Genomic DNA, 14423 nt, shown 5'->3' on the forward strand with positions numbered 1-14423 from the left:
ACTAGCGATATCTTCCTAACACTAGAGGGGCTTTCGATTTACTACGACAATCTTCGGGAAATCAGTGGTAGATAGAAATAAAACCAAAAAAAGACCGCACCCCACCAGGCACGGTCTTCCCTATTTAAGATTTCATCCGCTTCTTATAGTCCAGCGGGCTTAAACCGTAGTGCTTTTTGAATAGTTGCGAAAAGTACGTCACATCTTCGTAGCCAACTTGATTGGCAATCGTATATATTTTCTCCGACGTTTCCATCAAAATGTTCCGAGCTTCCTTCATCCGGACGGCTACCGTGTAGGTCCCAATGGTCATCTCGGTCTCTTGCTTGAATAACGTGCACATATACGTTTTGTTCATGGCGACAAGATCCGCAAGGTCTTGCAAGTTAATCTGCTCGCCATAGTGCTGATCGATGTACTGTTTGACTTTATCAATCACCTTCACCGATTGCTGATCACGAATGCCACGCATCGTGTCGACTAATTGGTTCGCACCTTCCTCTAGCCTGCGCACCGCACACAGTCGAAAATAGCTCCGAACCGCCTGCAGCGTCAGTGTCGCATCCCCAAGCCCGAGGTCATTGCCCTCTTCTAGCTCCAGCTTGAAACGTTCCGAAGAAAGCTCCTCGATGATCGTACTCAGCCATAAATTACTTAGCGGATTCAGCAAGTTAAAGTTTCCCTCGACCCATTCTTCGAGCAGCTCCAACGTTTCCACGATGAGTAGTGGCAGTGTTTCCACATGCAGGGTACGAATGTGCTCCAGCCACTTGTCCACCATTTGCTTATGATGGGGCAGCTTTCTTAGCATTAACTGCGCAGCATCCCGATTGCGATCTTCATCTAGTCTCTCTTTCGCCTTATCCAAGGCGCTGAAGAGAAGATCTTCATCCACGGGCTTCAGAATATAATCCAAGGCATGGAGCTGAATGCTCATTTTGGCATATTGAAAATCATCATAACTGGATACGACCATACACCGCACCCATGGATAACGCTGATTAATCTCGCCAATTAAGGCTAACCCGTCCATGACTGGCATCCGAATATCCGTGATACATAGATCAACATAATGATATTCCAGCCAATCCAAAGCTTTCGCACCGTTAGCAGCCGTCCCAGCAACAACTGTTGTTTGATTATAAGCTTCAATAGATGCCGATAAACTATCCCGGATCAGGGAGGAATCATCGACAATAAGTACACGTATCATCCGTTACTCCTCCTTCATCTTTTTCGGAAAAATGACACTGACTCTCGTGCCTCCGCCCTCTGATACACGCTCTACCCGAATCCCTGCATGACTATGATGCGGATAGTACGTTCGGAGACGGTAGTGAACATTCAACATCCCGACCCGTGACAGCTGTAGAAATTCTTGCTCGGTCCTCACCTGATGAAGCGCTTCTCTGATCTCACTCAACTTCTCATCTGAGATGCCTGTTCCATCATCTTCAATATCGACACGAATATTGTCGTGTTCATAGCGGTATGCGGAAATGGCCACGCGCAGCTTCTCACCCGTCATTTCATAACCATGCTTGATACAATTCTCAACGAATGGCTGCAAGCAGGCTTTGAGGCATGCCGATTGGGCAATTTCACTTTCGATCTGAAAATGAAACTCCAACTCACCTGGATACAGGTTATCCATGATTTTCATGTAGTCACCAATATGACTAATTTCATCTTCTAACGTCACCAATGATTCTTTGTAATTCGATGTATAACGCAGCATATTAGAAAGAGCAATCGTTGACTTGCGAATCTGTTGGTGCCCCGCCAAATTGGCCATCGCATTAATCGATTCTAACGCATTATACAGGAAGTGCGAATTAATTTGCGATTGCAGGGCAGATAGGACCGCTTGCTGCTGAACCATTTTGGACTCTGCTAATAAATGAATTGAATCGTCAATCCGATCGAGCAACAAATTGTACGTTTCTGCCAAATCCGCTACTTCATCCGTCCCCTTCACATCGGTTCGTATATCAAAACGACCTAATTTCGTGGTACTTATCGTCCTGCGGAGCAGCTTGATGCGTTTCGTAATGGAATGTGAAACGAGATAGACGAGGACAATCGCGCTGATTAAACTAGCCAGTGCAATCGCAATCGTCCAATTGCGAATCTCGATAATGCGCTGAGCCAAATCCTTGTAAGGCACGAACACAATGACTTTCCAATTTACCTTCGGAATGGACTGATACACAATCATCTGCACATTGTCTTTATCATAGAGATAGCCAGATGCGTTGTTACCCATTTTCGCCATAACCGATAACTCTAACTGTGTATTGATCTTCTTGATGTCTGGCGCCGAGATCACCATGCCCTCCGCGTCCGTAATTAAGGCTTGGCCATTGCGGCCTAGTTCAATCTCGTTCAGAATTTGCTGCGTCGGCATGAGTGAAATATCTACGGCTAGATAGACGGGATGATCGCTGTAAAACAGCTTCTGAACATACGTTAGAATAGGAAGCTGAATGGGTTCTCCGTTGCTGTTCCGATAATCACTTCTTAGTTCGACGAAAGATTGAATACGTCCATTCTCGATCATCTTCTCCATAATACCGACAGCCTGGAAAGAAAATTTCGTATTCAACACAGCATCCCAAATCCCATTTCGATACACAATTTCGTTTCCATTTTCATTATACAAAATAATTGAAAGCGTTTCCTGATGGTAACTAATATACGGACTAATCACTCGATTTTCCATATCTTTGAGCTTACTATAGTTCCCATAGGAATCGCCAGGGGCAATTCGCGTCCAATCTTGAAAATCTTGACTGACCGCGAGCGTTTGAAAAAATTGTTCATTATCATTAATATAACGCGTTAAATTTAAGGTAGCCTGTTTCAAAATCTGATTGCTGAAGCGCTGCGCATCGGACTCAATCGCTCGTGCGCTTTTGTAATAGCTGAAGCTGCCAATGGTGATGACCACCAAGATGACAATGCATGTGATCATAAGAATGAGCTTCCATTGCAAGGAACTTTTGATAAAACTGTACAACGTGATGCCCTCCTTCGTTCCTATCTAGCATGCATTATACACCTTGAGCGGGCATTTGTTTAGCCTTGAATAAAACGCACGATAACCGCATCATTTGCAGCGATGTTCACTGTCGTTCTGCCTGCGATCTGCTGCGGATGGCTGCCGTACAAGCTTTCGCTAGCTAGCCATCCCTCATGGATGTTGAGCATGACTTCTCTTTCATCAGGAGAATAGTTGATCAACACCCCAATACGTGTTTGGGCATCCATGGCATGCTCGGTTAGACCAACGTGAGGTTCATTGACTTGGACAACCCTAGCGCTCCGCGCATCTTTGGAAATCACTTCATACATTTTCCAGTATGGATATTGTTCTGGTTTGAAGCTTACCCCTGGCTGCTGAGACATCGCCAACTCGACTGGCAGTGCACAGAAATACACCGTTCCCTTGCCATACGTGGCTTTGGTCAAAACAGGATTGCCGTCCGCTTCTGCCGCTAACACTTCGGCGCGATCATTGCGGAAATCCAACTTAAATGTGCTTGGTAATGTGAGAGGAATGCCGCCATTCTCATCTCCAAGAATCGCAATAGCATCGCTAGCTCGGCGGCTGCGATTTTGTACGGTTAAGCCCGTCAACTCTGCGAAGTTAAGCATATATCCGTCGTTAGATGAGACATAGAGCGTCGCTCCTTGACGTACTTTATCCAGCAACTGCTCCCAACGCTGCTTCGGCACGCCATAAACGCCTGTCACACAAGGCAGCATGTAGAAGTTCGCATCTGGAAGCGGCTGATCCTCGAAACGGAAGTCGATATCAAAGCCAGTCTGCTTCGCTAATAGAAAGGCGCCGATGGCTGTCGCCCAATGATCCTGCGTGCTGTTCAGGATACAAACCGCCTCCACGCTGCGCGCTGGGAGATTCCCGAAAGGCATTTCTTGAATGATCTTTTTCAACTGGCCCATCTGCTGAAGCGCAGGCTTGATCCGCCCCTCCTCCGTCATTAGACCAAGTTCTCCTTCGCAAGCTACCCAATCATACGGCGCATGATTGAGCTTCGTTTGATCATTCGCACACCACCATAATAAACCTGGCAGACCGTGCGCCCACTGCGAAAGCATGCTTGTACGAGCAAAATCCGCAGCCACTTCCTCACTGCACACCATCGGCCCCATGGTTCCCATTTCTTCGGCAAAACAAGGCTTCTCGCCAATTTGCGCATATAACAGACTTTCCATTGTGGCATGGATCGTTGGGCGCATCGAAGTCAACGGATCGAAATCCATGTATGGCGTCCAAAATGGGTACGGGTGTGTCGTCAATATATCCGTTAGCTCCCCTTGATCCTGCATGGTCCAATTGCCTTTTGGATGCAGACTATGCATGCCCGAAATGAGCGGACGCGTTGTATCAACAGCCTTAATCGCATTCGCCACAGAAGATGTCCATACGTAAGCTTCTTCCTGGGACGCCACTTTCCCCATTTCATTGCACTCATTCCCGAGATCCCATGCAACGATCGTATCGTTATGTTTCATGTGTTTCACGAAATAGCGAACAAATCGAACCTGCCAACGGATTGCATCGGGATCAGTCAAAATGGCTTTGCCTCTCAGCGCTGGCGGCACGAATAATCGACCGCTCATCCATCCCGTAATCAAGCCAACAATCAGCTTGATGTCATACTTCTTTGCGATTTCAGTAAACGCCTGGAAACGCTCCATCATGACGACAGACATCCCAGCTTTACCCGCTTCAGTATCGGGAAGCCTCTCCTCCCCGAAGCGGTATCCAAAATGTTCGCCTCGTCCCGAATACATATTTTCAATCGGCTGAAAATCAGGCCACAACGGGAATACGCGTATAACCTCAATGCCCGCTTCGGACAATCTTTTCAAATCGAGTTCGACCTGCTCGGGATTCCAATCCGACCACATCGCGGTTCCAGCGTGTGACGCCCAATAATTACATCCAACGAAAAAAGTGCTTGGCAGATCTAGTAAGTGATTCATAGTTCGTTCCTCCTGAAAGTTAGGTATGAAAGCGTAATTTAAGCGTACAAAATATCCTGCGCATACACTATAATAGAACTATCGAAAAATATAACGATTCTACTTTTTACACCCGAGGAGACTTGTTCATGAGTCAGGTTCATCCCCCCTATTTTGAGCAAAATAAAAACCAAAGCGACTTACGCGATATCGATCGGCCCTTCTATGTCGGTATTCAGGATACCGAACAGGAAGGGTACCAAATCGCTTCGCACTGGCATTATCATATGGAAATCATCTACATCGCTGCAGGGAAAGCTTGGATCACGATTGGCAATGATAGCTTTGAGGCCACCGCGGGCTCTTTCATTCTCATTCATCCCTGTGAAGTGCATAGCGTCACGATTGAAACGAATCAGCCCTCCCGACATTATGTCATCGGCTTTGATCCCGAATTGCTGAACCCGATGCCGCAGCTTGCTTTCGAGTTGCAGTATTATTTGCCATATACGACGCCATTGCACGGGCTGCATAAATGGATTCAACCTGAAGCCACTGACCTAGCCCCCTTACACGTTTTAGTGGAAACCATGTACAGCGAATATCAGGACAGAGCATTTGCCTTCGAATTGGCAGTGAGCTCCTCCATTTTCAAGCTCATTCTCTGGCTGCTTCGCTATCAGCGCACGCTTCTTTCCCCAGCTTTTGCTGAGGATGTCATCGACGATTCGGTCAAAATGGCGGCATTTCGCGGGGTTCTCGTCACGATCAATGAGAATAGCCATCTACCAATTACAGCGGAAGAAGCAGCCAAAATGTGCATGATGAGCTACAGTCAATTTGCTCGTTTCTTTAAGCGCATGATGCACACCACGTTCACCCAATACGTTATGTTTATCAAAATAAGAAGAGCCGAGCAGCTTCTGCTCGACCCCACGAAAAGTATAACGCAAATTGCATTAGAGACAGGATTCCAAACTTCCAGTTACTTCATTAAACATTTTAAACGGATCAAGGGTGTTTCCCCTAAACGGTATAGGAAAGATAGGTTGAATTTGGAGCCCTTATAAGGTTCGTTGACGTCATGCGGCGGTATTCTTCACGGGAGACGGATTCACGAACAGGCTTTCGTTCAAGCACGCCCAATTAGATAAAGTCAAGCATCCAATTACTACAATTCCACATAAGTTGATGTATCAAAATTTGGAGGAGATTGCCCAATGAGTTACAATCAACCATACCAACAACATCAAAGTCAACCACACCATCACCATCACCAACAACACCCTCACCAAATACATCACCATCACCACTTCCATCATGTGATTATTCATCCAACTCAACATCCCCATCACCCAATGCCATATCATGGGATGCATCATGGCCATTGGCATGGTCAGCAGGGCGGATGGCAAGGAATGCCTCATCCAGGTCAACATCAAGGCGGCAATTGGCTCGGAGGACGTGACGATAAACAATAAGATTGAACGGGGTCGTGCGAATTTGTCGTACGGCTCTTTTTTACTTTTTTTACTTTGTAATACGTGTCCAATCAAAGGTGAAATATTGTCATACCAACACGCTAAAATTGTGGATGTAGAGGGAGCAATGGCGTCCGCGCCTGTTTCTTCTGATCTGTTTGTTTCTGTGTAATGTCGCCTTTTGCTTTTACATCGTCAATTTTGGCAGTGAAGTCAGACATAAGCGTATCGACTAGCTTCTGACGGGATATGCCATGATCTTTTGTGATTTCTGCGAATGATTTCCCTGCTTGGACCTGTTCGGCGAAAACAGCTTTGTCGATGCCCAGAAATATGAAAGCGGCTTGCATATTAAAATTAAGACTACTGGAGTCAGCCAGCCCTAATCGCCTCGCTGAAGCTTCCAATAGTGCTGATGCGAATCAATAAACATAGTTAGCTTCGCCCCCGAATGAATGCCGTCTTGTCTTCGCTAGGCCACGGCATCTCATAGGATGGGGTATTCACGAATCGTTGCATCGATAAACGTAAGCTGATTCCCGTTCCTTCTGGCAGTGAAACATGCAGCCATTTCCCGTCCACTTCCACTATTCCTGTTACAGCGCCGTTCTTATTGATGATTTCCCCTTGCAGAAACAGGTGCTCGCCAAATACGCCGGCCTGCAAGATCAATTCCCTCTCATCAAACAGACTCGTGTTCACCAAATGAATCGTTACCGAATCTGGGGTCAGCTTCTCCACCAAAGCAGAAACTCCAAGCGGAAGTCCTGGACGCTTCGCAGCAGCATCGAAATAGCGGACGCGGCCATGCTGCAGACCCCCATGCGAAATATGCATTGGCCCGCCAAGCGTCAGTTGCACAAGTCCTTCGAAATATAGCGGACACATTTCCTGCCAAATGTGAATGGCAGAATACATCCCCTCGCTGTAGTGCTCGGTCCATTGATGCGGGTCGCCTTCGGGCGCGCGCATCTTAGCGAGCTGGTTGCCAATCATCTCGTAATTGGCACTTAGAATGTCCTGCGGATAATCCGGATTGTACCCGCGAATATATTGATACCACGGCTGCGTATTACCTATATAGTGTTTCGTTTCCCGTCCGGTCCTCGGATCTCTGCCTGAGAACGCCGGCACGATGACCTCATTCCAGTCATGGTCTTTCGGAATCCGCTCGACACGCTCCAGATCCTCATCTGCCATCGACATCGTCCACAAGTAGATCGGATATTTCGGCAACGCTTCGCGATAATCGGTCCAACCGCTGTCGAAACGCTTATACGGCACGACCCACTTGCCGTCGTGCTGTTTGCGCAGCTCCCAGTTGCGATCCAACTGCTCTCTAGCCAACTGCAGCCCATTCAAGTCTCCTGTTAATAACACTGAATTCATACATGCGTTCGTCAGCGGCTCGATAATCGTCATAAAACCGTGAGGCCACCGCCAGCCATAATAGCCGCCCCACCATTTGCCATCATTGTACTCGCCAATTTGGCCCGAAAGCCCGATATTATCAGGGATAATGCCACCGTTCAAGCATGTTCGCTCCTGCCAAGCATTCACATACTCGATGACCCAGCTGCGCAGCTTCTCATCTTCGGTATGAAGAAACGCATGTGTGATCAATCCTGTAGCATTCAAATTCAGCGGCACATCACCGCGATTCATTCGCTCGTTCATCATGGCAATAATCTGCCTATAGACCTCGTCGTTCGACCACGCACATTTGCCGCTTGCGAAATCCACTCCCGCGATATCCTCATAAGGAGCTAAGTAATCGTCCAAAATCCCCCTGTGCGTACTCCAATCTTCCTCCGAAACCTCGAATCGAGGGCCCCGGCTGCCCGTCAGCGGTGATCGGATCAGCTTCAGATCCTTATCATAGTTTGGAGCTTCTGCAGCATCCCCCGTATACATCGCTGCGAACCTCTTGGCCCGCTGCCGATCCTTCAGAGTTGCAGGTCCTGCCAGCCCAAGAAAATACAAATACAAATAGCCCTCGCCATGGTGCATCCAATCATAATAAGCGTCAAACTCCCGATGAATTTGTCCGTATTCCGTCCACTGCCACGTTATGCCCTCCCATATTTTGCGGGATACCTCGTGCAGCTCGCTGCTCCCCCCAAGTACATAGAGGAGTGCCAGATTCATAAACCCTTCATAGGGATCATCTGACCCATCCATACCTGGCCAATGTTCAAACCAAATCAGCGTTCCGTCTGGATGCGTATAACGCTGCACGAACTCTTTCGCCGCCTTGTTCAACGTTTCGAAGAGCAGCTGTTCCTGTAAAGCCCACTGCGGGGGAGCGATTCGCTCTGAGGCACGGACGTACGCGATCGACTCGTGACTGTGAGATGAATTCATTGCACATTTCTCCTTCTGAATCATGCCGTTACATTATTCAAACAACGGCTGTCCTTGAAACAGCGCATATACTTTATCCAGTTCTTCAGGCTCCAAGCCTTTTCCATCACAAAATGACAAGTTCGTACGCAGCGATTGAAGCGAAGCCGTCCCAGTAAGACTAACATGAATGCTAGGGTTGCTCAAACTGAATCGCATAGCAGGCTCCACCAGCCCTTTCGGCTCCGTCTTACGTAGAAAAGCCAATTGCTCAATCCGATTTAAAGATTTCGTTCGAACATCCTCTTCCAAGAAGTGAGCAGGCGCATCCGCCAGCAAACCTAAACCAAGGACACTGCCGTTAATGACACCTATTTCCATCTCATTGGTAAGCGGCAAAACCTCATCCTTAGCTGTATGATCGATGAGCATATACCTCGCGTAAAATTGAATCGCATCGAATTTCTCAGTTCTCATATAGGTCATCATCAAAGGTAGAACTCTCGTCGATACGCCAAGAAAACGGATTTTTCCGTCCTGCCGCAGTTTCTCCAAAGCTGGTATCGTCTCGTTCATAATTAGATCGTAAGACTGCGTTTCCACATCATGAATTTGCAAAAGATCGATATAATCGGTATCCAACCTTTGCAGGCTTTCTTCCACAGAACGAATGGTCGTGTCGTAATCGTAGCTCATGTCGAATCGCGTTGCCTTTGATGCCAGCACAATGCCATCTCTGCGACCTTTAAGCGCTTTGCCGATGCGTCTCTCCGATTCACCGCTGCCGTATTTAGGCGCAGTATCAATGAAATTAACGCCCGAACCGATAGCCTCATGAATTAAACGCTGCACTTCGCTTTCATCCGTTTTGCCGAAATCTCCGGCAAGCGGAGCTCCCCCCAAGCCAAGCTTCGATACTTTGAGACCTGTTTTACCGAAAGTCGTGTACACCATGTTTCTCTCCTCTTTCATATTAAGGTTGACTGATTATCATCTAATCCTATCAGACCTAAAAACGAATACAATTTCTTATACCATTGATCAGTACTGTTTCAGGCAAAATAAAAGTTCTTAAATCAGATATCAGTTCTTAAATCCGCTTTTTCAAAAACAAGCTCTAACGATGATTGAGGCTCAAGTTCTACATGCCTGCAGCCGAATAAACCATTCTGTCCTAAAATGCGATTCATCGACAAAGATGTTTCTTCGAAAACTTTTATTTTCGCTTTATAATTAGTCGGATTTATGACGTTTAGAATCAATCGATCGTCTGTGTTTTCTTTCATTTCATAGTCAATATGATCAATAGCAGCAACAAAACCGCTATCCGATTGTACATACAACCCCGGAACTTCTACATAGGTCAGCATATTGGAAACCTCACACCAGCACGAACCATAGAAGATCTCGCCAACTGGCTCCAGCCAATCGCTCATTTCGACCCTTTCATTCATCCATCCTAGAGGCATAGCTCTGCCATCTGCAGCATGGATAGGTCTGTCCAATCTAGATAGATATTGAGTCAGGTTATGCGATATTTCCTTGATTAACTCCAAGTATTTCAAATTCCCTGTATACCGGTAAAGCTTGAACAGCGAATCTCCCGAAAGCGTGCAGATGCCTGGTGAACTATGCTTATTTTGAACATTGGCATACACCGAGCCTGTCGTACGCATATTTAATTTACCGAAGGTTGACCCCTCAGGAAATGTAAAATCATAGGAAACACACCATGTGAAACATTGGTTAGCGATATCAACAGCTTTTTCAAGCCAATGATTCTCTCCAGTAACCTCATATAAGACGACATAAGACTCTAATAGCCCGAAAGCAGATTCACTGTCCGGACACTGCAAAATTTCCCCGGGACCTCCAGTCGTAAAGCCCTTTTTGACAAAGTGTTCGTAATAATAAGTAGCTGCTTCTGCTGCAATATCGAGATATTCTTTTTCTCCAAACAGTTGATACGCTAACGCAAGGCCAGCAGGAGCTATTCCCGCACTTGCCGAACCCCCGATGAGGATTTCCCCAGTTTCAGCATGTATGAATTGCCCAAACTGCCCATATCTCGTCCACAGCCTCACAAAGGCATCAGCACATTTTCTGGTGCCATCCATCCATGCATCAGGTAATGGTCGAGACGGCTCCATCTTATTCATAAGCATGAATTGTTTGATGATATAATACAGCGCATCACTGCTTTTACGAATCAAATGCCATTTATTGTCCAAGTCTTTAAAGTTATCTCCATACCATTTGCCTTTATATCCGCAGCTTTTGAAAAATCCCGATTCCTCCTGCCCTTCAGAGAATACAAAGTCAAAATTCCGAAGCGCCCTTTCTCTAGAAAGGCTCGTGCCTGCGAAAAGCATCGGGTATGTGGCCATGAGACCCCCTACCCAACCAATCTGCCAATCTTGATGTACACCTTCCACCGTTCCAACCGAGTAATAGCCATATTTCTCTACCCAGTTCTGTGTATTGTATTTCGTCTCTTGAATGTCCCACGCGCCTGAAAAAGGTAGTTCGTGACTGAACTTAACCTTACCCGTTAGATCCTTTCTAATTTCAGTAAAATAGTCGAATAAATCTTGGACATCCTCACATTCGAAAAAGAATAGTCTGAGATATAGTTTGACTGTATCCCCTTCGTTAAAATCTACTCCCGTGTCTTCGGAAGGATAGTTCGTATCACAAATCGTATACCTGTAATCCTCTCTGACGCCAGGAGCAGAAATCGAAATTGTGCATGTCTGATTTTCAGTATTTTCCTCCATGGTAATTCTGGAGTCTCCAACCCCCGTACCCTGCTCAGTCAGAAGCCAGAATCCCTGTTTTGTATGAAGATCCGCAAAGCCCACTGCTGGTGTTGCCAGATCTCCTGTAAGCAGTTGTATTCTCGAACGTCCTTCACCGATATTTAACCGTGGAACATCGGTAATTAACGTAGGTACATCAACACCAAAATCCTTTTCCTCGGACAATTGAGGCGGGTACCCTATTTTTCTTACCTCGAAGCGATTTCCATTGTATGCCGCTGAAGGCATCAGGACATAATTATCGGTAGACCATTTATTGAAAGTTAAACGTATCGCCACATTCGTATTTTCAGAGAAGCCTTCGCAAAGTCGGAATGACACCTCTAGATCCACTGCATCTTTTCTTTCTGGTACAGGCGACCTCTTGGAAATTATTTCCCATTCCGCTCCATTGAAATGAGTTTTGTAGCTTTGTAAGTCCCTTTCTGCAAGCGTGATACTTTGTGAATCCATAGCATGAGAACCTTTAAAAGCCGTTATGACTGCATCCATAATTACATCCCCATTTCCTTTACACCGTTCCAAATAACAACATCCTCTTTCCGCCAGGACGGTTCAACCTTTATATATTCCAGCCTTTTCCCCTTGAGCTTCGCTTCCACGATGGTATTCATCGGCGCATGAAGCTTGAATTCGACATCCCATTCCTCCGGCCAAGCAGGAAACAGCACAATTTCGTGTCCATCCGTCTGCATCAGCATAGCCTGCAACGTCATCTGGGCGACGCCTCCATTATCATGATCGGGGACCCAATCGCCATCGACGTAAAAGGTAGGAAAGCGATAACCGTCATGCAGCGTATAGCGCATCGCGAGGTTTTTCCTTGCCTCATCCGTCAACCCAAGATAAGCGGCAAATATATTATCTGTGCCCCAGCATTTATACATGCCTTCAAACGGCCTCATCCAATATGTGTTCTGAACTATATCCAATCCAGGCTTATTCACCCCGTACAACCGATAAGGAAAAACGGAATAAAGGCCAATATTCTCGTAGTTATGAGATTCACCGTGACTTTTTTCGCAAGAATCAATATACGTGCTGCCGTCTCTACTCTTCACTGGAATCGGAGGCAGTTCGGACAACAACTTCTGCCACATATCCATTGTGCTTTGCGAGACGTGATCGGTCGATATGGCCAGCAAGCCATTCAATGATTTTTGCAATCCCGCTATCTCTGGCAGGGGATTCGTAACATCCCATAACGTCTCCAGCGCTTGAGCAGGTTCGATTAACAACTGACCTTCTGGATTCCTTGGATAATGCACATTATAAAAACGAATGATCTCGGTGGCTATCGGCAGAAGCGTTTCGGTTAAAAACCTCTCATTTCGCGTATGAGCATCATAATCAAGCATCATGCAAAGCAACTCAAGCCCGCCCTGCCAATATCTGCGAACATAACCGCTGTCTGTAAGCGAGATATCTGTTCGCTCGGAGGCTGGCACTTGGCCGTAATCTGTTCGGTTATAACCACCCCAGAAATACATCGTCTCTGGAAAAAAGGCACCTTCATGCTGAAACCACGTTTGGGTATGCGCTTTGGCAAAAGGCAGCGCATCCAAATACATCTTAAAAAACGGCAGCATGCCATCGAAATCGCCCGCTGCGAGCATCGGCCAGTAAATATGTCTTTGATTTTGAAACCAGAAGCAGCCTCCCCAAGCTCTAAAGTCGGCATCGTATCCTTGGTGGCAAAATTGGTTAAGAACGTCATGATTTCCATCCACATTAAAGATGGATCCATTAAATTTGACTGGAAAATTCCCTCTTGCCGTGCAAGCAACTGTATAGCGATGCAAATGCCAGGAAGACGATAAAGTATCCGTTTCTTGATGATCGCCTTCGCTCACATGAATCCAGCTGCGGTCCCAAAACGACTTCCACCACTGACGATGCGCTTCTCGCGCATGTTCAATTGGAATCTGAGAGACTTCTGCGACTTTCTCATCAAGCGCCTTCGTCCAATCTTCAGCTTCCGCCGCTTGCATCGTTAATAAACAAGCCGACAAATGAATCTTTGTAGCTGGCTGCTGGGTCTTTATAGACGTGGAACTGACCGTAACAAAGTCTTCCCCCCAGATCTTGCCGCCAGTTGTAAGATGCAGTAGCGGATCGTTTGCCTCTGAGGCAAACGCCTCCATCCCTTGATGGGCAAGCTCCCCATACCAGATCGACGTTTCGTTTCGGTGATACCACGTCATGCTGCCTGCTCGATCTGATGATGCTGGAACGACGGTATCCGCCGTGATACATGGATTCAAGCCTGCGGCAATCAGCCCTTGTTCGCTATGCGAGCAATCTGATCCGCCAGACGTTCTGCCTTCACGCTTATCCTCCAAGACCATTGGCCTTATCTCATTCCGCCAAAGCTCCAGCTCAACTTCACAATCCACCTCTTGCTTGCTTTCAATTTCAATATGAACAACCGGCGAGTAGGCATCTACCCAAATCCAGAGCCTTACACCCTCATCATGCTTGCCTGAATAAATGATAATTTCGCCATCAATGAGGCTTAGCTTCTGCTCGAATAACTTGCCTATTTCAAACGGGTTAGGGTGCAATCTCAAACGTACTCGACCAAGTTTCAGCAAGCGATGGGATTCATCCCATGCATCTGTCTTCCCGATATAGAAGATCAGATCCCCTTCTTCTTCGACCCAAACATTAAGCCCGATATCGCCATTTCCAATCGGCATGGATCCCGCAGCATTTTGACTTGGAGATTTCCAACTAACATTATAGTTCTCCACAAGATGTCCCATATTGTTGAATTCCTTTCTCACCT

Annotated in this window: 10 protein-coding genes; 1 reads left to right on the forward strand and 9 read right to left on the reverse strand. The window is 46.6% G+C overall.

What is annotated here, in order from left to right:
- Positions 1 to 124: 124 nt before the first annotated feature.
- From MJB10_RS16670 to MJB10_RS16680, 3 genes are read right to left on the reverse strand one after another with little or no spacing between them, the layout of a single operon-like run.
- On the reverse strand, positions 125 to 1213 hold the full coding sequence (locus tag MJB10_RS16670) for a response regulator transcription factor (protein WP_314796464.1): 1089 nt from the start codon (positions 1211 to 1213) through the stop codon (positions 125 to 127).
- Between the two features lie 3 nt (positions 1214 to 1216).
- Complete coding sequence (locus MJB10_RS16675; protein WP_314796466.1) at positions 1217 to 3019, reverse strand: sensor histidine kinase; 1803 nt, start codon at positions 3017 to 3019, stop codon at positions 1217 to 1219.
- Between the two features lie 59 nt (positions 3020 to 3078).
- Complete coding sequence (locus MJB10_RS16680; RefSeq protein WP_314796468.1) at positions 3079 to 5013, reverse strand: cellulase family glycosylhydrolase; 1935 nt, start codon at positions 5011 to 5013, stop codon at positions 3079 to 3081.
- A gap of 128 nt (positions 5014 to 5141) precedes the next feature.
- On the opposite strand from MJB10_RS16680, the gene MJB10_RS16685 reads away from it, so the two are divergent.
- Complete coding sequence (locus MJB10_RS16685) at positions 5142 to 6062, forward strand: AraC family transcriptional regulator (protein ID WP_314796470.1); 921 nt, start codon at positions 5142 to 5144, stop codon at positions 6060 to 6062.
- Positions 6063 to 6188: 126 nt separating this feature from the next.
- On the opposite strand, the gene MJB10_RS16690 is transcribed toward MJB10_RS16685, so the two are convergent.
- From MJB10_RS16690 to MJB10_RS16715, 6 genes are all read right to left on the reverse strand, one after another.
- Positions 6189 to 6470: a hypothetical protein gene (locus tag MJB10_RS16690; protein ID WP_314796471.1), complete on the reverse strand. Its 282-nt coding sequence runs from the start codon at positions 6468 to 6470 to the stop codon at positions 6189 to 6191.
- A gap of 104 nt (positions 6471 to 6574) precedes the next feature.
- Positions 6575 to 6880 (reverse strand): hypothetical protein, encoded by a 306-nt coding sequence (locus MJB10_RS16695; protein ID WP_314796473.1) that lies wholly within the window; start codon positions 6878 to 6880, stop codon positions 6575 to 6577.
- A 28-nt stretch (positions 6881 to 6908) separates the two neighbouring features.
- Positions 6909 to 8837, reverse strand: coding sequence for a hypothetical protein (locus tag MJB10_RS16700; RefSeq protein ID WP_314796475.1), 1929 nt, complete (start codon positions 8835 to 8837; stop codon positions 6909 to 6911).
- 33 nt (positions 8838 to 8870) lie between these two features.
- Positions 8871 to 9770, reverse strand: a complete 900-nt coding sequence (locus MJB10_RS16705; protein WP_314796476.1) for an aldo/keto reductase — start codon at positions 9768 to 9770, stop codon at positions 8871 to 8873.
- A 122-nt stretch (positions 9771 to 9892) separates the two neighbouring features.
- A complete protein-coding gene (locus tag MJB10_RS16710; RefSeq protein WP_314796478.1) occupies positions 9893 to 12127 on the reverse strand; it encodes a hypothetical protein in 2235 nt (744 codons plus the stop codon).
- 2 nt (positions 12128 to 12129) lie between these two features.
- Complete coding sequence (locus MJB10_RS16715; protein WP_314805695.1) at positions 12130 to 14421, reverse strand: DUF5703 domain-containing protein; 2292 nt, start codon at positions 14419 to 14421, stop codon at positions 12130 to 12132.
- Positions 14422 to 14423 lie beyond the last annotated feature (2 nt).

This window comes from Paenibacillus sp. MBLB1832 (assembly GCF_032271945.1).
Classification (GTDB): domain Bacteria; phylum Bacillota; class Bacilli; order Paenibacillales; family NBRC-103111; genus Paenibacillus_E; species Paenibacillus_E roseopurpureus.

What these genes read in the sequence shown, in the direction of transcription:
- MJB10_RS16670 (WP_314796464.1), bottom strand. Translation starts at nt 1,213, where the DNA reads ATGATACGTGTACTTATTGTCGATGATTCCTCCCTGATCCGGGATAGT.
- MJB10_RS16680 (WP_314796468.1), bottom strand. Translation starts at nt 5,013, where the DNA reads ATGAATCACTTACTAGATCTGCCAAGCACTTTTTTCGTTGGATGTAAT.
- MJB10_RS16685 (WP_314796470.1), top strand. Translation starts at nt 5,142, where the DNA reads ATGAGTCAGGTTCATCCCCCCTATTTTGAGCAAAATAAAAACCAAAGC.
- MJB10_RS16700 (WP_314796475.1), bottom strand. Translation starts at nt 8,837, where the DNA reads ATGAATTCATCTCACAGTCACGAGTCGATCGCGTACGTCCGTGCCTCA.
- MJB10_RS16705 (WP_314796476.1), bottom strand. Translation starts at nt 9,770, where the DNA reads ATGGTGTACACGACTTTCGGTAAAACAGGTCTCAAAGTATCGAAGCTT.
- MJB10_RS16710 (WP_314796478.1), bottom strand. Translation starts at nt 12,127, where the DNA reads ATGGATGCAGTCATAACGGCTTTTAAAGGTTCTCATGCTATGGATTCA.